The sequence below is a fragment of the Streptomyces sp. NPDC101178 genome (genome assembly GCF_044767965.1).
Classification (GTDB): domain Bacteria; phylum Actinomycetota; class Actinomycetes; order Streptomycetales; family Streptomycetaceae; genus Streptomyces.
On record NZ_JBIWOZ010000009.1, the window covers coordinates 132,123 to 151,859 of the forward strand.

18 protein-coding genes and 1 tRNA gene are annotated in these 19,737 nt (G+C 71.2%); 14 read left to right on the plus strand and 5 right to left on the minus strand.

Going from position 1 to position 19,737, the window contains the following annotated elements; genetic code table 11:
* Positions 1-147: 147 nt before the first annotated feature.
* The 7 genes from ACIRR8_RS25140 (at position 148) to ACIRR8_RS25170 (ending at position 6,365) form a co-directional block, all read left to right on the plus strand.
* The gene (locus ACIRR8_RS25140; RefSeq protein ID WP_404069437.1) at positions 148-1,062 is read left to right on the plus strand and encodes a Scr1 family TA system antitoxin-like transcriptional regulator; all 915 of its coding nucleotides are present in this window, start codon (positions 148-150) and stop codon (positions 1,060-1,062) included.
* Positions 1,025-1,144 (plus strand): DUF397 domain-containing protein, encoded by a 120-nt coding sequence (locus ACIRR8_RS25145; protein WP_404068844.1) that lies wholly within the window; start codon positions 1,025-1,027, stop codon positions 1,142-1,144. Before ACIRR8_RS25140 ends, ACIRR8_RS25145 begins: the two co-directional genes overlap by 38 nt.
* Positions 1,145-1,707: 563 nt before the next feature.
* Positions 1,708-3,624, plus strand: coding sequence for an ATP-binding protein (locus ACIRR8_RS25150; RefSeq protein ID WP_404068847.1), 1,917 nt, complete (start codon positions 1,708-1,710; stop codon positions 3,622-3,624).
* Between the two features lie 117 nt (positions 3,625-3,741).
* Positions 3,742-4,158 carry a roadblock/LC7 domain-containing protein gene (locus tag ACIRR8_RS25155; protein ID WP_404068850.1) on the plus strand — a complete coding sequence of 139 codons (417 nt, stop codon included), beginning with the start codon at positions 3,742-3,744 and terminating at the stop codon, positions 4,156-4,158.
* Entirely contained in the window at positions 4,155-4,511 is a 357-nt protein-coding gene (locus ACIRR8_RS25160) for a DUF742 domain-containing protein (RefSeq protein ID WP_355080796.1), read from the plus strand. The genes ACIRR8_RS25155 and ACIRR8_RS25160 overlap by 4 nt, the downstream gene beginning before the upstream one ends.
* Positions 4,492-5,106 (plus strand): ATP/GTP-binding protein, encoded by a 615-nt coding sequence (locus tag ACIRR8_RS25165; protein ID WP_355117966.1) that lies wholly within the window; start codon positions 4,492-4,494, stop codon positions 5,104-5,106. Before ACIRR8_RS25160 ends, ACIRR8_RS25165 begins: the two co-directional genes overlap by 20 nt.
* Entirely contained in the window at positions 5,103-6,365 is a 1,263-nt protein-coding gene (locus tag ACIRR8_RS25170; protein ID WP_404068854.1) for a cytochrome P450, read from the plus strand. Before ACIRR8_RS25165 ends, ACIRR8_RS25170 begins: the two co-directional genes overlap by 4 nt.
* A 60-nt stretch (positions 6,366-6,425) precedes the next feature.
* On the opposite strand, the gene ACIRR8_RS25175 is transcribed toward ACIRR8_RS25170, so the two are convergent.
* The 4 genes from ACIRR8_RS25175 to ACIRR8_RS25190 form a co-directional block, all read right to left on the minus strand.
* Complete coding sequence (locus ACIRR8_RS25175) at positions 6,426-7,577, minus strand: cytochrome P450 (protein ID WP_404068857.1); 1,152 nt, start codon at positions 7,575-7,577, stop codon at positions 6,426-6,428.
* A gap of 197 nt (positions 7,578-7,774) precedes the next feature.
* Complete coding sequence (locus ACIRR8_RS25180) at positions 7,775-8,671, minus strand: cellulose-binding protein (protein WP_404068860.1); 897 nt, start codon at positions 8,669-8,671, stop codon at positions 7,775-7,777.
* Positions 8,672-8,887: 216 nt separating this feature from the next.
* The gene (locus ACIRR8_RS25185; RefSeq protein WP_404068864.1) at positions 8,888-11,344 is read right to left on the minus strand and encodes an SUKH-4 family immunity protein; all 2,457 of its coding nucleotides are present in this window, start codon (positions 11,342-11,344) and stop codon (positions 8,888-8,890) included.
* Between the two features lie 5 nt (positions 11,345-11,349).
* Positions 11,350-12,327 (minus strand): SMI1/KNR4 family protein, encoded by a 978-nt coding sequence (locus ACIRR8_RS25190; protein ID WP_404068867.1) that lies wholly within the window; start codon positions 12,325-12,327, stop codon positions 11,350-11,352.
* 236 nt (positions 12,328-12,563) lie between these two features.
* Between ACIRR8_RS25190 and ACIRR8_RS25195 the strand changes: the two genes are divergently transcribed.
* Positions 12,564-13,097 (plus strand): YwqJ-related putative deaminase, encoded by a 534-nt coding sequence (locus ACIRR8_RS25195; RefSeq protein WP_404068870.1) that lies wholly within the window; start codon positions 12,564-12,566, stop codon positions 13,095-13,097.
* 10 nt (positions 13,098-13,107) lie between these two features.
* The gene (locus tag ACIRR8_RS25200; protein ID WP_404068873.1) at positions 13,108-13,641 is read left to right on the plus strand and encodes an SUKH-3 domain-containing protein; all 534 of its coding nucleotides are present in this window, start codon (positions 13,108-13,110) and stop codon (positions 13,639-13,641) included.
* A gap of 34 nt (positions 13,642-13,675) precedes the next feature.
* On the opposite strand, the gene ACIRR8_RS25205 is transcribed toward ACIRR8_RS25200, so the two are convergent.
* On the minus strand, positions 13,676-15,010 hold the full coding sequence (locus tag ACIRR8_RS25205) for a sensor histidine kinase (protein ID WP_404068876.1): 1,335 nt from the start codon (positions 15,008-15,010) through the stop codon (positions 13,676-13,678).
* Between the two features lie 156 nt (positions 15,011-15,166).
* Between ACIRR8_RS25205 and ACIRR8_RS25210 the strand changes: the two genes are divergently transcribed.
* From ACIRR8_RS25210 to ACIRR8_RS25230, 5 genes are all read left to right on the plus strand, one after another.
* On the plus strand, positions 15,167-16,060 hold the full coding sequence (locus tag ACIRR8_RS25210; protein WP_404068878.1) for a hypothetical protein: 894 nt from the start codon (positions 15,167-15,169) through the stop codon (positions 16,058-16,060).
* A tRNA-Gln gene (locus ACIRR8_RS25215) sits at positions 16,061-16,132 on the plus strand.
* 108 nt (positions 16,133-16,240) lie between these two features.
* A complete protein-coding gene (gene glmU / locus ACIRR8_RS25220; protein WP_404068881.1) occupies positions 16,241-17,689 on the plus strand; it encodes a bifunctional UDP-N-acetylglucosamine diphosphorylase/glucosamine-1-phosphate N-acetyltransferase GlmU in 1,449 nt (482 codons plus the stop codon).
* A 120-nt stretch (positions 17,690-17,809) separates the two neighbouring features.
* The gene (locus tag ACIRR8_RS25225) at positions 17,810-18,787 is read left to right on the plus strand and encodes a ribose-phosphate diphosphokinase (RefSeq protein WP_018515674.1); all 978 of its coding nucleotides are present in this window, start codon (positions 17,810-17,812) and stop codon (positions 18,785-18,787) included.
* A gap of 240 nt (positions 18,788-19,027) precedes the next feature.
* Positions 19,028-19,630: a 50S ribosomal protein L25/general stress protein Ctc gene (locus ACIRR8_RS25230; protein WP_404068884.1), complete on the plus strand. Its 603-nt coding sequence runs from the start codon at positions 19,028-19,030 to the stop codon at positions 19,628-19,630.
* The last annotated feature ends 107 nt before the right edge of the window (positions 19,631-19,737 follow it).

A 19,737-nucleotide genomic window follows, 5' to 3' on the forward strand; every position in this document is an offset into this window, starting at 1 on the left:
ACGTCACCCACACGTGCGGGTTCCGTGACGTTCCGTACTCAAGAGTCGGCCGTCCGCCCTAGCCTCGGAAGGTGACAGCGCCTTACCTCGCAGGCTGTAAGGAACGGAAGTAACGCCGTGGCCAAAGCAATTGACCCGCAGGCCTCGATGGCCGCCCTCTTCGGCACCCGTGTGCGCAAGCTCCGCGAGGCGGCCGGACTCACCCAGACCGAAGTGGGCGTCCTCACGCACGTGGTGGGCAGCCGCATCAACCAGATCGAGCGAGCGACCGGCGCGAAACCGACACTGGAGCTGACGCGGAACCTGGATCGCGAACTGGTGGCGGACGATCTGCTGATCGACCTGTTGCCGTTCGTGCACCGTGAGGCGTTCCCGGACTGGTCGCAGGCGTTCATCGCGTACGCGGCGCGGGCCAAGGTCATCCGCGAGTACGCCTCGCACGCCGTGCCGGGCCTGCTGCAGACCCCGGAGTACGCGCGGGCGTTGCTGAGCGTCGGCTACTCGCTGCGGGACGCCGAGCATCTGGAGGAACGCGTCACGGCCCGGCTGGATCGCCAGATCCGGCTCACCGGTCCGGACCGGCCCCATCTGTGGATCATCCTCGACGAGGCCGTGCTCCGTCGGCCGGTCGGCGGGAAGGCGGTGATGCGCGGCCAGTTGGAGAAGCTGCTCCGGTTGGCCGAGGAGCCCGGCATCACCCTCCAGGTGCTGCCGTTCGACCAGGGCGAGCACGGCTCGCTGGGCGGCTCCCTCACCGTGCTCGTCATGCCGGACGGCTCCGAAGTGGCCTACACGGAAGGCGCGCACAGCGGCCGGCTGACCGAGGAACCGGACGAGGTCGCACGGTTCGTTCTGACCTACGATCACCTCAGGGCGATGGCACTCCCGCCGCTGATGTCGCTCGACCTGATCCGTTCCGTGCTGGAGGCCGATTACTGTGCAAGCCGCGTCCCGTCCCGACCTGACCGCCGCCGCCTGGCGCAGCAGCAACTACAGCAACCAGGAGGGCGGCAACTGCGTGCAGGTGGCGGACGGATTCCCCGGCGTCGTCCCGGTCCGTGACAGCAAGAACCCCGGCGGTCCGGCCCTCGTGCTCACCACCGCCGCCTGGACCGCCTTCGTGCGCGGCGTCCTCACCGGCTGAGCCACCACCGGAGAAACCTCCGGTAGCAGGGGTCCGCCTTCTCGGCACGCACACCGGTTTGCACTTTCTCTCCACATACACGAGTCAGCCAGCGTTTGCACGAGTCGGCAGGGTCGTACAACGGTCAGCAGAATCAAGGCAGATTGGCCGAAAGAATAACCCCCGAACGAGTCAACGTCGCACGCATATCGCGCTTTCACCCGAATACTCGGGCGAGTGTGCCATCGCCGGCTCGCCCACCGTCACAGCTGCCGGACGGCGTTTTCCCTTGCCTTTCCGGCTTCGCCGCAGGGAGTACCACCAACGGCGCAACGGACATGCGACTGCGCACAGTTCACGACAATCTCGTACTGCCACGGGACTATGCCGCTCGGCAGATCATTCCGTGCTTCAGGATGGCTACGATGAGGCCTCTGCCTACCGGACAGGGGCCTTCCCGCCTCGCCCTATCTCCGCCCGCCCTTGTGGTACGGCTTCCGAGGCGGCCCCACACCTTCTGCTCGGCATGAACTGAGGGACCCGCATCAATGCCCAAACCCGAACCCCCCACACAGCGGCGACCGATGAAGGCACCGACGACCGTGACAGCCCCGGTCTGGGCCCTGCTGGCGCTGAGCGCCGCAGCCGCGGCCGTGGCCGTGGCCCTGGCACCCCAAGGCGCACACGGCTGGGCCGCTGCCGTCGCCGTCGCCGCGTGGCTGGTGGTGGCCATCACGCTCGTCACCGCCCGCCGGCTGATCGTCAGGGCGCAGCGCACGGCGACGGAACGGACCGTCGAGGCCGACCGGCTCAAGGCGTCGACAGCGGCCCTCGAAGCGGACGCGGCCCACACGTCCGACGTGGCCCTGCCCGCCGTGGTCAGGCTGGTGCGCGGCGGCTGGAACACCGCCGCCGCACTCGACCAGGTGCCCCCGCCGCGCAGCCCCCGCCACCGCAAGCTGCTGCACATCGCCGCTGCCACCGTCGAGGAGCAGGGGCAGCAGGCCGCCTCGCTCCAGGCGGGCAACGCCCAGCTGCGTGAGGAGCTGGGCGGGGAGATCACCCGGCTGCGCGACGAGCTGGAGGTGATGACCGCCGAGGTGCAGCGGTTCACCAGGGAGACGCTTCCGTCGGTGACCGTACGGCTGCGCGCGGGAGAAACCGGCGCCTCGGTGCGCGCCGCGACCCTGCTGCCCGAGCACCCGCTGCTGCGCACATCGGCCGAGTCGGTGGTCCGCGAGCTCGCGCTCAGCGAGCGTCGCGCCCTGGCCGCCCAGACCGCCTCGGCCAAAGCCCTCAGCCGGGTCCAGGCGAAGGCCGTGAGCATGCTCGCCGATCTGCGCACCATGCAGGAACGTCACGGCGAGGAGGTCTTCGGCGACCTGCTGAAGCTGGACCACACCACCTCCCAACTCGGCCTCATGACGGACCGGCTGGCCCTCCTGATGGGCGGACGGCCCAGCCGCGCCTGGAACAGGCCGATCGTCATGGAGAGCATCCTGCGCGGCGCGGTCGGACGCATCGCGGCCTACCAGCGCGTACGGCTGCACTGCTCGTCCACCGCCGCCATCTCCGGCTTCGCCGCCGAGGGCGTCATGCACCTGCTGGCCGAACTGATGGACAACGCCGCCAACTTCTCGCCCCCCATCGACGAGGTCCACGTCTACGTCGAGGAACGCGGCACCGGCATCGTCGTCACCATCGAGGACAGCGGTCTGAAGATGGCCGACGCCGCCATGCGCCGGGCCGCGGACTCCGTCTCCGGACGACTGACCGACCTCGCCTCGCTCCAGGGCACCCGGCTCGGCCTGGCCGTCGTGGGACAGCTCGCGCTCAAGCACCAGATCAGCGTCAACTACCGGCCGTCCTCCCGGGGCGGAACAGGCGTCGTGGTCCTGCTGCCCCGTCAGCTGGTCGCCCAGGAGAACCGCGACACCCAACGGGCTCCCGGCCTGCCCGCGGCCCCGAGCCGTCCCGGGGCCGCGACCGGAGCCTCCGTGCCTCCGCCCGCCTCCTCGGTGACGCCTCCCACCGGCACCCCCGTACGGTCCCTCCCCGCGCCCGCCACACCCCCCGACCTCACCCCCGTACCCCTGACAGCCCCGGCACCGGCCGCCCTCACGCCCCCGGAACCCGTCCCGGCCGCCGACCACGCGCCGGCCCGGTACGAACTGCCGCCCCGGCACCCGGAGCCCGTACGGGAGACGGTCCGCCCGCCGGTACCGGAGCCGACGGCTCCCCCGGTCAAGCCCGCGGCCTCGTCCACCCCCAACGGCCTGCCCGTACGCACCCCGGGCCGGACCATGGGAGAGGCCGAGCGGGAACACGGACGGCACCGGGGCACCCCCGCGGGCCGGGCTCCGGCGGAGGGCGGCGCAACCAGGAAGTCCCCGCCGCGCAGCGCGTCCCAGCAGTTCGGGGCCTTCCAGCGGGGACGCCGGCCCCAGGAGAGCCCCGGAGATTCGGACAGCCGGGCCACGCCGCCCCCCGGCACCCCCTAGCCCGGCACGCCCATCCCCCGGTGCCCGGCGCATCGGAGACCCTCGCTCGAACCTTCCGAGATTGGAGGTACGGGCCGTACAGCCGGCCTCCTGGCCCGCACGGTCCCGTCACACATCATGCAGACCACAGACACCAGCCTCACCTGGCTCCTGCAGAGGCTGCTGGAGCAGACCCCCGGAACGCGCCACGCCCTGGCCCTGTCACGGGACGGACTGAAACTCTGCTGGACCGAACACCTCACCCTCGACCAGGCCGACCAGCTGGCCGCCATCTGCTCGGGCATGCAGGCACTGGCCCAGGGGGCGTCCATCGAGTTCGGCGACAGCACCGGCGGCGTCCGGCACTCCATGACCGAGTTCCACGGCGGTCTGCTCTTCATCGTGGAAGCCGGCGAGGGCGCCCACCTGGCCGTGGTCGCCTCGGAGGAGGCCGACCCGAGTGCGGTGGGCCACCACATGACGCAGATGGTCGAGCAGATCGGCGACCATCTGCGCGCCGCACCACGTGGCGGGGCCCCGGGGAGCCTGTCATGACCCTCCGGCCCGTCGACACCGGTCCCCCCGACCGGCTCTACACGGTCACCGGCGGACGCAGCCGGTCCGAGGACTCCTTCGACCTGGTGACCCTCGTCGTCAGCGAGTCCCGGCCCACCACGGGCATGCAGTCGGAACACGCCCGCATCCTCGAACTGTGCCGGCACCCCACGGCCGTCGTCGAGGTCGCAGCCGAACTCTCCCTCCCCGTCACCGTGGTGCGCATCCTCCTCGACGACCTGCACACCGCAGGCCGCATCACCGCCCGCCACCCCCGCGCCGCGAACTCCCCCGCCGCGCTCGCCGACTCCGACCTGCTGATGGAGGTGCTCCATGGACTCCGTAGGCTTTGACCTGCCCGCGCAGCGCACGCCCTTGGCCGACGCCGCGGAGACCGGTCTGAAGATAGTCGTCGTCGGGGGCTTCGGCGTGGGCAAGACCACCCTCGTCCACTCGGTGAGCGAGATCCGCCCCCTCAACACCGAGGAAGTCATGACCCAGGCGGGCGTCGGGGTCGACGAGACGAGTGGCGTCGACGGCAAGACGACCACCACGGTGGCGTTCGACTTCGGCCGCATCAGCCTCAACGAGCGCATGGTGCTCTACCTCTTCGGCGCCCCGGGCCAGAAGCGCTTCTGGTTCCTGTGGGACCGGCTGTTCTCCGGCACCCTCGGCGCCGTGGTCCTGGTGGACACCCGCAGGATGGACGACTCCTGGTACGCGATCGACCGACTGGAGCACCACGGAACCCCGTTCGTGGTCGCGGTGAACCGGTTCGACCACGACACCACGTACTCCCTCGACGAGATCCGCCAGGCCCTGGCCCTGCCCCCGCACGTCCCCATGGTCGACTGCGACGCACGGGTCCGGACATCCAGCAAGAACGTGCTGATCACCCTCGTCGACCATCTGCGCACGATGGCCCTCGCCCGGGAGGCGACCCCATGAGTACCTCCAGCCCCGCCTTCGGTCCCACCGCCGCCCCCGGCTGCCCGGCCGGCCGGGGGGCGGTGCGCCTGTCAGGAAACTCCTACCAGCAGACGCCCACCGAGCTGTACCGCTCCCTGCGGTCGGAGCACGGCGCGGTGGCCCCGGTACTCCTGGACGCGGACATCCCCGCCTGGCTGGTGCTCGGCTACGCGGAGCTGTCCTACGTCACCGAGCACGACGAGATCTTCGCCCGGGACTCCCGCCGCTGGAACCAGTGGGAGAACATCCCCGCCGACTGGCCGCTGCTCCCCTACGTCGGATACCAGCCCTCGGTGCTCTTCACCGAGGGCGACGAGCACCGGCGCAGAGCCGGGGTGATCACCGAGGCCCTGGAGTCCGTGGACCAGTTCGAACTGGCCCGTGACTGCGCCGACATCGCCGACCAGCTCATCACCGCCTTTGCCGGAAGCGGCCGTACGGAGCTGATGAGCAGCTTCGTCCACGCGCTGCCGATGCGGGCCGTGGTCCAGCTGTGCGGCATGCCCCTGACGGGGGACGACACCCAGTCGCTCGTCGACGACCTGCGCATCTCACTCGACGCGAACGAGGGGGAGGATCCGGTGGCCGCCTACGGGCGCGTCGGCGACCGGCTGCGCCGGCTGGTCCAGGAGCGCCGCGCCGCCCCGGGCCACGACGTCACCTCCCGGCTGGTCACCCACCCGGAGGGGCTGACGGACGAGCAGATCGTCCAGGACCTGATCTCGGTGATCGCCGCCGCCCAGCAGCCCACGGCCAACTGGATCTGCAACACCCTGCGGTTGCTGCTGACGGACGAACGGTTCGCACTGAACGTCTCCGGCGGCCGGCTCAGCGTCGGCGAAGCGCTCAACGAGGTGTTGTGGCTGGACACCCCGACCCAGAACTTCATCGGCCGCTGGGCCGTACGGGACGTCCAGCTCGGTGGGCGGCACATCCGGGCCGGCGACTGCCTCGTCCTCGGGATCGCCGCGGCCAACACCGACCCGGAGATCTGGCCGGAGTCGTACGTCGGAGCCGAGAACGCCGCGCACCTGTCCTTCAGCAGCGGCGAGCACCGCTGCCCCTACCCGGCACCCCTGCTGGCGGACGTGATGGCCCGGACGGCGGTGGAGACGCTGCTGGAACGGCTGCCCGACCTGATGCTCGCGGTGGACCCGGCGGAGCTCCGCTGGCGCCCCTCGGTCTGGATGCGGGGGCTGTCGGAACTGCCGGTCGTCTTCAGCCCGGTGACGCGGTAGGTGAGTCGGCAGGGGCGTGGGCGGCCGGCGTACGCGCTCCGGCCGCCCACGCTCCTCCGGTCAGCCCGAGACCGGGGTGAACCGGATCGGCAGGCTCTGCGGCCCGCGGGTGAAGACACCGCGTTCGACCGGGTCGAAGCCCTCGGCCAGCCGGAGATCAGGCATGGCGTCCAGCAACTGGCCGACCCCCGTCTCCACTTCCGCCTTGGCCAGCAGCGCACCGACACAGAAGTGGCGGCCCAGCGCGAAGGCCAGATGGTCGGCGGCAGCCGAGAAGGCGTTCGTGGCAGTCAGGTCATCCCGGAAGATGTCGAAGGAGTCGGGATCCCGGTAGCGCTTCTCGTCACGGTTGGCCGCGCCGATGAGACAGGTGACCGTGGCGCCCGCCGGGACCGTACCGCCGCTGAGCTCGACCTCCGTGGTCGACTGCCGCATGATCATGTGGACGGGCGGTGTGTAGCGCAGGGTCTCCGCGAACGCCCGGGGGATCAGCTCGCGGTCTGCCCGGACCGCCTCCAACTGCTCCGGGTGCAGCAGCAGGTTGGTGAAGATCGCCGCGATGGCCTTGTCGGTGGTCTCGCCCCCGGCCGCCAGCAGCAGACTGCAGAACGCTTTGATGTCCTCGTCGCTCATCCGCACCCCGTCGACCTCCGCGGTGCACAGGACCGACAGCAGGTCGTCCCCCGGCGCCGCGCGCCGCGCGCGGATGACCGGCAGCATGTACTCGGCGAACTCGACCCGCGTGCGCTCACCCGCCCGCACCACTTCCTGGTCGCCCGAGAGATTGCCGAGAAAGGCGATGACCGCCGTGTACCAGCCGTGAAAACGGTCGTAGTCGGACTTGTCGAGACCCAGCATGTCCGCGATGACGTTGACCGGGAAGCGGCTGGCGTAGTCGGTGACCAGGTCGACGGATCCGGCGGCCCGGAATGTGTCGATCAGCTCGCGCGAATTGCGCTCGATGACCGGTAAAAACTTGTCCCGCAGGTCGCTGCCCCGGAAGGCGGGGGCGACCAGGGCCCGGCGCACGGCGTGCTCCCGCCCGCTGAGCTGGAGAATCGTCCGACCGTGCACCGGCTCGATCTGCCAGTCGTAGTTCTCCGTACTGAATTCGCCTTTTTTGTCCTTGAAGATCCTCTCGACGTCCTCATAACGCGAGACGATGTAACTGCCGGTGGCCTCGTGCCAGCTGAGCGGGTCACCGTCACGCATCTGCCGATACGCCCCGTACGGGTCCCTCTCGAACTCTGGTGACAGAATGTCCGGTATTCGGGCGGGCATGAACACTCCCTTGTGCGGCGAACGTGCGCGGAGAGCGGGAAAATGCAAACCGCACTGACAATTCAGCTCGCCCGAACAGACATGCGCAAGGGGTACCGGCCACCGATGCCTCCGCCGACGCCGGAAAGTCAGCCCTCCACCGTCCCCGACACCCGCCCCGTCAGCGCCGCCAGCGAGCTGCGGACGTGCGCCATGTGCGCCTGGACCTCCTCGCGGCCCTCCTCGTGCTCGCGCAGCACGCGCTCCGTCTCCCGCACGATCCGCTCCTCGCTCACCCGGGCCTCCGAGAGGATCTCCGCCGCTCGCGCCTCCGCGTCCTCCTGGCCGTGACGGGCCGCCTCCCGGGCCTCCGACAGGATGCGGGACGCCTCCGCGAGGAGGGTCTCCGCGCGCTCGGCCAGCTCCTGGCGGCGGGCCTCCGACGCGGCCTCGGCCGCGGCGATCTCGGCCTCGGCGGCCTGGTGGCGCTCCGTGTGCTCCTGGTCCTGGTGGGCCAGCACGCTCGCCGTACGGTTCCGGGTCTGCGCCATCGCCTCCTCGGCCGCGCCGCGCACCTCGCCGGCCTCCTTGCGGGCCGCCGCGAGCACGGACTCCGCCTCCCGGACCGCCTCCGCGACCCGCTCCTCCGCCGCCGCCACGGCAGCGGCCCGTACCGCGTCGGCCGCCCCACGCGCCGCGTCCGCCAGCGCACGGGCCTCCGCGTCGGCCGCGTCCGCCAGCTCCTGGCCCGCCGCCTCCGCGTCCACGCGCAGCGCCTCGGCCTGCTCCCCGGCGAGCGCCAGCAGGGCCTGCGCCCGCTCGCCCAGCTCCGCGTAATCCTGCTCCGGCAGCCCGGCCACGATCTCCGCCAGCCGGGCCGCCCCGGCCGCCAGCTCCTGCGCCTGCCGCTCCAGCCGTACGACCTCCGCGAGCGCCCTGTCCCGCTCGGCGCTCCGCTCCGCCACCGCGCGGTCCACCTGCTCCGGACGGTAACCACGCCCCCGCACGCCGACGACGTCGAACGCGGACACCGGTCCAGCACTCATAGCCTGAAGCCCCTCTCCGACCTACACACGGGCACGCGGACGCACACGGGTCTCCCCGCGATACGCCAAGGATGCGGCAATTGGTGCCGGAAGTCGGAATCGATCAGGCGCTTTCCGGACGGAAAGCGACCGGTGTCACACGCCCGGTACGCCACGACCCACCCGATCCGTCCCGGACCGGGTGGGTCGACAACGTGTCTCAGCCAAAGGTACGGATCAGAGCAGACCGTCCCACATCTGCTCCAGCAGCACCGACCACCAGCTCTCCGGCGACGCCAGCGCCGCCGGATCCAGCGCCACCAGCTGTGCCTGGAAATCGACGGTCCACCGGCCCGCCTGCTCCGGCGTCAGCCCGAACCGGAGCCGCCACATCCGGCCCAGCAGCGCCATCGACCGCACGAACTCCGGCATCCCCGTGTTGACGAACTGCGGCGGAACCGGCTGACCGCCCGGACCCGCCTCCACCGGCACGGCCACGATGTTCGCCGTCCCGTACTGGACACAGATCGCGCGCCCGAAGTCCGTACCCATCACCAGGTACGACCCCGCGTCCGGCGACGCCTGCACCTGCCGCTGCGCCGCCAGTTCACCCAGCGTCGGCACCACCGGCTGACCCGGCTGCGCCCAGAAGAACGGACCGAAGTCGGCGGGCAGCCCCGCCCATACGAGGGTCCGCGCCACGATCTCCGGCACACCCTGACGCGACACCGCACGCTGGTCGAACCGCAGGATCCCCTGCGGACCGAACGCCTGCAGCAGCTCCTCGGCCACCGCCTCCGGCGGCAGCGCGGGCGCGGGCGGCAGCTGCGGCAGCGGCGCCCGCACCGGCGCCGGCCGCGCCGGACCGTCCGCCACCTGGTGCAGCTCCCCCTGGTGGGTGAGCAGGTGCCGCATGCCCTGCTGACGGCTCGCGTGATCGGTGCCGTACGGAGCGACGCTGGTGATCCGCACCTGCGGCCAGGTCTCCCGGATCATCCGCGCGCAGTACCCGCCCGGCAGCTCGCAGGACTCCAGCTCCGTGTGCAGCTCGATGACCTGCTGCGGGGCCACGTTCATCGCCCGCAGCTCGTGCAGCATCTGCCACTCCGGGTGCGGGGTGCCCGGCGCCGAACGCCGGATCAGCTGCTGCTCACTGCCGTCCGGAGCCCGGAACCGCAGCACCGCCTGATAGCCGGGGCCGACGGTCGGCAGACCGGTGGGCTGCTGCGGATAGCCGTACGCCGGGGGCGGCGGGGTGTGCGGACCTGGCGCCTGCGGCACGGGACCGGGCGCGGCGGGCTGCGGAGCGCCCGGCGGAGGTCCCGGAGGACCTGGCGGGCCCGGGATCGGGCCGGAGTTCGCGAACATCGTCTCGGCGTGGTGCACGCCGCCGGGAGGCGGTGTGGAGCCGGGCGGCGGGCCGGGAGGACCGGGCGGCTGCGGGGCGCCGGGGACGCCGGGCGGGCCCGGGGGCAGCGGGGTGCCGGGAGGGCCCGGGGCCGGGACGCCCGCGCCGAGGCTGCTGCCGTCGGCGAGCATCGTCGCCGCGTGGTGGACACCGCCGGGAGGCGGCGTGGAACCCGGCGGCGGGCCGGGAGGACCGGGCGGGCCGGGCGGACCCGGCGGGGTGGCGCCGGGCGGGCCGAGCTGGGAGACGAGCTGCGTCGGGATGTACCCGCCCGCCGGAGCGCCGGGCGCACCCGGGCCGGACGGCGGCGGCGTCGCGCCGGGGCGTACGCCGGGGATGCCGGGCGCACCGGGCGGCGGCGGGGTCGTCGGACCGGCCCCACGCGAACCGCGCGGCGGCACCGCGGCCTTGCTGGTGGCCGCGTCCGCGATGTCACCGGCGCCCTGGGACGGCGGGGACGACTGGTCGGCGGGCTTGAGCGTGGGAGCCACCTGCGTACGCGGCAGCTGGCTGCCGCCGGACATCAGCGCGGTCGGCGCCTCGGCCGGCACCACCGGCGGCGGGGCCTCCTCGTCATCCGTCCCGGACAGCGGCGGCGCGAACACCGTCGCGGGCAACGGAACGGCCCCGTCGTCGGAGTCGGAGGAGTTGGTGTCCGTACCGGCCCACGGGGTCGCGTCGGCGGGCACACCGTCGTTGGCGGTGGGCTCGTAGGCCGCCGGACCCGTACCGCCGCCCGCGCTGCCGTCTGCCGCGGGCCAGGAGGGTGCGGCGTCGGCGGGCTCGTCCACAGAAGTACGTACGGGGGTGGGTACGGGCGTCGCGCCGGACGCCTGGTCCGGCACGGAAGCGGCCGAAGCCTCCGCGTCCGCCTCCTCCGCCGCCGCCCGGCGCTCCGCCCGGTGGTCGGGGATGCCCAGCTTGTCCGCCGCCTCCTGGAGCCACTCCGGCGGCGTCAGCAGGAACGACGTCTGGTTCAGGTCCACCCGCTGCGGCGGCTCCGGCGCGGGATCCGGCGCACCCTCCGGGATCCCGTACTCCTCCTCGTACCGCCGGATCACCTCACCCACCGGCAGCCCCGGCCACAACGTCGCCTCGCCGCTGTCCCGGGCGATGACCAGCCGCTGACGGCCACCGTCCGAGACCGGGCCCTCCGCGCGGTCCTCGGCCCACACCACGAAACCCAGCTCGAACTCACGGACCCGGACCTCACGGTGCTGGTACGCGGGCACGTCACCGTTGACCCACTCGTCCGCCCGCTCCTGCGCCTGCGCGAAAGTCACCACCGCGCTCACCCCTCCACCGGGACGGCGCGCGCGAAGCCGCCGTCCACCATCAGGTTCGCCACCGTCTCCAGCTCCGGCGGATTGCCCGCGAGCCGCTGGAGGAAGGCGTCGAAGTCCGCACCGCACGGCAGCAACAACCGCTCCACGCGCTCCTGCACGCTCCAGCCGTCCTGGTCACGGGCATCGTCGTACGGGCAGAACCACACCGAACCGACGTCCTGCCCGCGCACCTTCACGGCCAGGATCCCGCCCTGGACGAAGCCGACGCCCAGGTAGTCCTTGGTGAAGTGATCCCGCAGACATTTGTTCACATACACCAGGTCGTTGACCGCGGCCTCGTCACGCACCGTGAAGAACGGCTGGTCCACCAGCAGCCCCAACTCGGCGTCCAGCGCGGCCCCCACAGGAGCCGAACCGCCCGCCGCTTTGAGGAACGAGCGGTAGGCGCCCGGCAGCCGGTAACCGAGATCCTCCTCGACGCCCTGGATCTGCTGCTCGCTCACCGCGACCGCGCCCTTGGGCAGCCGGAAATGCGCCGGACGCGTCTCCTGCAACGGCCGCGTACCGCGCCGGTCCAGGTCCACCTCGGTCGTCGCCAGACCGCCGTGGTGACGCAGCAGCGCCTTCACCTCGACCGGCACCAGCTCCATCCGCCGGCCGCCCGCCACGTGGTGCCAGGTCCAGCCGTGCGGCGTCGCCACCGTGGGAATCGTGTCCCACAGCTCATGGCCGGCCGCCGCCATCGCCGCGTTCGCCGACACGTAGTCCGTCAGCCGCAGCTCGTCGACACCGAACCCCTGCGGCGGATCGGCGATCTCGGCGGCGGCCCGCGCGTACGGCGAGAAATCCGGATGGCCGCTGCCGTCCACGCGCACCCCCCTGGGGTGGCGGGACGCCCGGACCGGGTCCGGGAAGTGCACGACCTGACCGGCATAGGCCGCGTTCGGTGGCGCGGCTTGCTGCCCGAGCCGACCTGTCGTCATGGCGGTTGCCCCCTGCTGCGTCTGGTGGTTCCGCACAGCCTAAGCGGTGGGGCAACAGGGGCTCCCGCCCCGCCGGTTCCGTCACCAACGGTCACATCCGCGTGACGGTGAGGCGACGTTCTAGCACCTTCCGGCGACACGCGCACACGTTTCCCCCACCCAGCTTCCCCACCACCCCGCACATTTGGCAGGCTGTCCCCGCAACTCGGGGGATTGCAGGGAGGGACGACCGCACCATGCATTCAGCACAAACAGTCACAAACGGAACCTCAGGGGACCCGCGACTCAACTGGAGCAGCACCGAGACCAGCCACACGCCCCACCTGCTCCACCGCCGCGACGGGATCCTCCCCGCCGTGGCCGCCGCCCTTTCCGTACGCGGAGAGACACTCACCTGCACCGCGGGCAAAGGCGACCAGCCGCCGGTCCTGCACCCGCTCGTCCAGGACTTCCTCGACACCCTCACCAGCGGCCAGCGCGAACGCTTCACCGGCCGCTGCCCCGAGGCCATACTGCTCTCCCGCCAGCTCACCGCCGCCGAGAGCGGCCGCTCCAAACGCGCCCAGCGCAAACCCCTGACCAACGGGGAAGCCCGCCGCGCACTCAAACACTCCCGGCTCACCGCCCGCCGCATCCGCGAGGACGGCGACCCGCTCCACGGCAGCTACGCGCCACCCTGCCGATCCTGTTCGGCGCTCCTCTCCCACTTCGGCGTACGCCCCGTCGACCTCACCGCCACCGGCGCCGCGACCACCGCCGAGAAGGGCTGACCGCCCACCCATGCACGACCAGCACCCGCACCTTGCGCACCTTCCGCAGCAGCAGCACAACTCCACCCGCTTTCCCGTCGCCGTCGACGCCGCCCTCCGCGAAGCCGGGTGGCAGCCCGGGCGCTGGGACATCCGGCAGGCCGAGGAGTGGGCCGACGCCCTGCGCGCCCACACCTCGCCCGCCGGGCACCGGCACGCGGTGTTCCCGGCGGCGGTGGAGGCCTGGGCGGAGTTCGGCGCCCTCCACATCACGGCGACCGCACCGGGCCGGCAGATCGCGCCCGCCGCCGTCCGCGTCGACCCGCTGCACGGACTGCACCTCGCCCGGACGCTCGGCGACCTGGGCCGCGCCCTGGAGACCGAGGTGGCGCCACTGGGGGCGGAGGGCAAGGAGCAGGCGGTCCTCGCGATCGACACGGAGGGGCGGGTGTACAGCATCGACCACACAGGGGACTGGTTCCTGGGCAAGGACATCGACGAGGCGCTGGCCACGCTGATCACAGGGGCGCAGCCGATGCGTCTGACGTCGAGCCCGTCGGGCTGACTTCCAGCCCGTCCGGCGTTTGAGGACGGAACCGTCAAACGCCGGACGGGCCGGAATTGTCCGGCAGTACCGCTGACACCCGGAACCCGCCCGCGTCCGTAGGGCCGGACACGAACACACCTCCCAGCCCCAGCACCCGCTCCCGCATCCCCACCAACCCGTTCCCCCCGCTCGGCAGCCCCGCATCCGCCACCGCCGCGTCCGACGGACCGTTCTCCACCTGCATCGCGACCTCGGAACCCCGGTGCGCCAACCGCACCCACGTCTTCGCCCCCGCCGCATGCTTGTGCACGTTCGTCAGGGCCTCCTGCACCACCCGGAACGCCGTCTGCTCGACCTCGGGCGCGTACGGACGCAGCTCACCGTCCACCGACAGCTCCACCACCATCCCCGCCTGCCGCGACTGCGCCACCAGCGCCTCCAGCTCGCTCAGCCGGGGCCCGTCCTCCGACGCCGCCGCCGCGGCCGCCGCAGCCGCCTGCCCCACCGCCGCCAGCGGAACCGCACCGCCACCCGCCGCAGCCGGCGCCACCAACGTGTCCCCGCTCCGCAGCACGCCCAGCATCTCCCGCAGCTCCGTCAGCGCCTGCCGCCCCATCTCCCCCACCAGCGCCGCGTTCCGCACCGCCTTCGCCGGATCCTTCGGAGCCACCGCCTGCAGAGCCGCCGCATGCACCACCATCAGGCTCACCCGGTGGGCCACCACGTCATGCATCTCCCGCGCGATCCGCGTCCGCTCCTCCGTACGCGCCCACTCGGCCCGCTCCTCCGCCCGGTCCGCCAGCAGCGACAACTCCCGCTCCAGCGAATCCGCCCGCTCCCGCAGGCTCTCCATCAGACGGCGCCGCGCCCCTATGTAGAGGCCGAACAACACGGCGGGAGCCGTCAGCCCCACCGCCATGAACACCGACACCAGCGGTACGTACCAGTCGCCCGGCCCGAAATCGGCCTGCTCCGCCACGCTCTGCCGCAGCCGCACATAGGTGACGATGAACGTCCCCACCAGCGCCATCCCCGCCAGCACCACGGTGATCCGACGCGGCACCTCGGACGCGGCCAGCGTGTACAGGCCCACCAGGGCCATCAGGAAGCCCATCTCGGCCGGCGTCATCCCGATCGACACCAGCACCACGACGATCGGCCACCGCCGCCGCACCACCAGCACCGACCCCGCCAGCAGCCCGAACACCACCGCCACCGGCACCGGCAGCCCGGTGTTCCCGGCGAACTCCACCCCCTCCAGGCCACACTCCAGCGCCGACAACAACGCCAGTCCCACGTCCAGGGCGACACTCCGCCGCCGCTCCCACCACCAGTAGCCGCGGGTGGTCGATCCCGCCGCCTCCTGGTCTGCCCCCGTTGCGGTCATGGCATCCAGCCTACGGGCGGACGCATCCCCTTTTTCGTTGACCGGCAACAGCACGTTCCGCGTTCGAACGTGCACGAAACGCACGCCGATCGCCCGAAATGGCGAATCGACCGTACTTTCGACCTGGACGTTCGCATTCCGGACGACGATCACCGTATGACGGAAACCACCAGCAAGTACGCCGACTTCGAGGGCCTCCGCGCCCAGGCGCTGGCGCTGCGGCGGGAGGGGCTCAGCCGCCGCCAGATCCGCGACCGCCTCCACGTCGACAACAACGACCTCCTCAACCGCCTCCTGCGGGGAGAGCCCGCCCCCGAGTGGACGAAGCGGCCCAACGCCAAGGACGACGTACGGGCGAAAGCCAGGGAGTTGCGGCTCCAGGGCATGACGTACGACCAGATCCAGGTGGAGCTGGGGTGCTCCAAAGGGTCGATCTCGCTCTGGGTACGGGATCTGCCGAAGCCGGAGCGCAGCCGCAGCGCCATCGAGCAGGCGCGCCTCGCCGGCCGCATGCGCTGGGACCACGAACTGGCGGTGCGCGACGCCGGGCGGCAGCGGACGAAGGCTGCTGCCCGCGACGAGACGGCGACCATGTCGGACCGGGAGCTCTTCTACACCGGAGTGGCCCTGTACTGGGCCGAAGGCGGAAAGGACAAGGCCTACGACCGGCGGGAGAACGTCACCTTCATCAACAGCGACCCGGGCGTCATAGCCGTCTATCTGGCGTGGCTGGACCTGCTGGAAGTGGGACGGGAGCGCCTCTCCTACCGGGTGTTGATCCATGAAACCGCCGATGTCGCGGCGGCCGAGCGCTACTGGGCCGACCTGGTCGGCGTCGACGTGTCCGCGCTTCAGAGGACGACGCTCAAGAAGCACAACCCGAAGACGGTCCGGAAGAACGTGGGCGAGGCGTACCGGGGATGTCTGGTCATCCGTGTCGCCAAGGGCGCCACGCTCTACCGCCGCATCGAAGGGTGGTGGTCGGGGATCGCCGAAGGGGCCACCTCACGGCTCATAGGTGGTGATCGACCCGGTAGGGTTGGGGCGTGATCCGCCGTGGGGTAGCGGCATCCCGCAGGCCTTTGGAGCCTTGAGACGCTGGTTCGAATCCAGCCGGCGGAGCTCACGCATCGGGCCCCGACCACACCGGTCGGGGCCCGCCCCCATTCCCCGGCGAAACGCCCCCGGTATCCTGCGGATGACCACCACCTGAAGCCGAAGGGCACATCCGTGAGCGCAACCAGCCCGGCAGCCGTCGTCGTCCTCGCAGCGGGTGAGGGCACCCGTATGAAGTCGAAGACCCCCAAGGTCCTGCACGAGATCTCCGGGCGCTCGCTCGTCGGACATGTCGTCGCCGCCGCCCGGGAGCTGGATCCCCAGCATCTCGTCGTGGTCGTCGGGCACGCCAGTGAGCAGGTCACCGCGCACCTGAACGCCGGCGACGAACCCGTGCGCACCGCCTTCCAGGCCGAGCAGAACGGGACCGGGCACGCCGTCCGGATGGGGCTCGAAGAGCTCGGCGGAACCGTCGACGGCACCGTGATCGTCGTCTGCGGCGACACCCCGCTGCTCTCCGGCGAGACGCTCGGCGCGCTCGCCGCCACCCACGCCGCCGACGCCAACGCGGTCACGGTCCTGACCGCCGAGGTCCCGGACTCCACCGGGTACGGGCGCATCGTGCGTGACGCCGCCTCCGGTGCGGTCACCGAGATCGTCGAGCACAAGGACGCCACCGACGAGCAGCGGGCGATCCTGGAGATCAACTCCGGGGTGTTCGCGTTCGACGGGTCGCTGCTGGCCGACGCGCTGGGCAAGGTGCGCACCGACAACAGCCAGGGCGAGGAGTACCTCACCGATGTGCTGTCGATCCTTCGTGAGGCCGGCCACCGGGTCGGGGCGTCCGTGGCGGGTGACCACCGCGAGATCCTCGGCATCAACAACCGGCTCCAGCTCGCCGAGGCCCGTCGCCTGCTGAACGAGCGGCTGCTGGAGCGGGCGATGCTCGCGGGCGTGACGGTGGTGGACCCGGCGTCGACGCTGATCGAGGCGAGCGTGACGTACGAGCGTGATGCCGTCGTGCATCCCGGGACGCAGTTGCTGGGCAGCACCCACCTCGCGGAGGACTCCGAGGTCGGACCGAACTCGCGGCTCAAGGACACCGTCGTGCACGCCGGTGCGCGGGTGGACAACTCGGTGACGGACTCGGCCGAGATCGGTGCGGGAGCGCTGGTGGGGCCGTTCGCGTATCTGCGGCCCGGGACGCGGCTCGGGGTCAAGGCCAAGGCCGGTACGTACGTGGAGATGAAGAACGCCACGATCGGGGAGGGGACCAAGGTCCCGCACCTCAGTTACGTCGGTGACGCGACCATCGGTGACCACACCAACATCGGTGCGGCCAGCGTCTTCGTGAACTACGACGGGGTGGCCAAGCACCACACGACGATCGGCTCCCACTGCCGTACCGGTTCGGACAATATGTTTGTGGCACCGGTCACGGTCGGGGACGGGGTCTACACCGCCGCCGGGTCGGTCATCACGAAGGACGTCCCTTCCGGTTCGCTCGCCGTGGCGCGGGGCCAGCAGCGGAATATCGAGGGCTGGGTGGCTCGGAAGCGTCCGGGCAGCGCCGCCGCTCAGGCCGCTCAGGCGTCCTCGTCGGAAGCCGACGACGAAAGCTGACCGGAAACAGGTGCGCCGGTGACGGCGTACCGTGATAGATGCTCACCCCATTTCGGCTGGCTCGTTGCACATCGGGACCTATGCGCGCGGCGCCAGATACACGTCTGAGGAGACTGTGCTGTGACCGGGATCAAGACGACCGGCGAGAAGAAACTGATGCTCTTCTCCGGCCGCGCCCACCCCGAGCTGGCCGAGGAGGTCGCACACCAGCTGGGTGTCGGTCTCGTGCCGACGAAGGCCTTCGATTTCGCCAACGGTGAGATCTACGTGCGCTTCCAGGAGTCGGCACGTGGCGCGGACTGCTTCCTGATCCAGAGCCACACGGCTCCGATCAACAAGTGGATCATGGAGCAGCTGATCATGCTGGACGCGCTGAAGCGCGCGTCGGCCCGTTCCATCACGGTGATCGTGCCGTTCTACGGGTACGCCCGTCAGGACAAGAAGCACAAGGGCCGTGAGCCGATCTCGGCGCGGCTGATCGCGGACCTGATGAAGACGGCGGGTGCGGACCGGATCCTCACGGTCGATCTGCACACGGACCAGATCCAGGGCTTCTTCGACGGTCCGGTGGACCACCTGTTCGCGCTGCCGATCCTGGCGGACTACGTGGGTGCGAAGGTCGACCGTTCGAAGCTGACGATCGTGTCGCCGGACGCGGGCCGGGTGCGGGTCGCCGACCGCTGGTGCGACCGGCTGGACGCGCCGCTGGCGATCGTGCACAAGCGCCGTGACAAGGACGTGCCGAACCAGGTCAGCGTCCACGAGGTCGTGGGTAACGTCGAGGGCCGGGTCTGTGTGCTGGTCGACGACATGATCGATACGGGTGGCACGATCTGCGCGGCCGCGGACGCGCTGTTCGCGCACGGTGCGGAGGACGTCATCGTGACGGCGACGCACGGTGTGCTGTCGGGTCCGGCGGCGGACCGGCTGAAGAACTCGAAGGTGAGCGAGTTCGTGTTCACGGACACGCTGCCGACCCCGGGTGAGCTGGAGCTGGACAAGATCACGGTGCTGTCGATCGCGCCGACGATCGCGCGTGCGGTGCGTGAGGTGTTCGAGGACGGTTCGGTGACGAGCCTCTTCGAGGAGCAGGGCTGACCGCAGGAGCAGGGCTGACCGCAGGAGCAGGGCTGACCGTCCCGCGACGGTCCCTGTTGATCCACTTTGGGGTACGGCCTCCCCGCCGGGTAGACTCAGCGAGTTGCTCGGCGAGGGAGGCCGTACCTGTGTGTACGGCGGTCCGTTATCGACGCGCTCTTCGTAGCAGGCCTGTCGTGGGCCGGGTGACCGTTCGTGTTCCGTCTTCCGGCGGCTCACCCATCTGACGAGGAGTGCAACATGGCCGAGATCAAGCTCGCCACCGAGGTCCGTACCGAGTTCGGCAAGGGCGCCGCCCGCCGTATCCGCCGTGCCGACCAGGTTCCCGGTGTCGTCTACGGCCACGGTGCCGAGCCGGTCCACGTCACGCTGCCGGGTCACGACCTGCTGCTGGCGCTGCGTACCGCCAACGTGCTGATCGGTCTGAAGATCGACGGCAAGGACGCGCTGGTCATCCCGAAGGCCGTTCAGCGTCACCCCCTCAAGGGCACCATCGAGCACGTCGACCTCCTCACCGTGAAGCGCGGCGAGAAGGTCCAGGTCGAGATCCCGGTGCACTCCGAGGGCGACCTGGCGCCGGGCGCCAACCTGCTGGAGTTCGTGCAGAACACCCTGCTCGTCGAGGCCGAGGCGACTCACATCCCCGAGTCCACCACGGTCTCCGTGGAGGGCCTGGACGCCGGTGACTCGATCGTCGCCAAGGACGTCCCGCTGCCGAAGGGTGTCACGCTGGTCGGTGACGAGGACGCCATCGTGATCCAGGTCGTCACCGCGCAGGTCGAGGAGCCGGCCCAGGACGAGGACGAGGCCGCCGCCACCGAGACCGAGGGTGCCGAGGCCTGAGCCTCACCCCTCACCGTTCCACCTGCTTCATCTGTTCCACCTGCTTGACTGACGGGGTGGTGGTTCCCTTCCGGGGAGCCGCCGCCCCGTTCGCCTGCCATCACCCG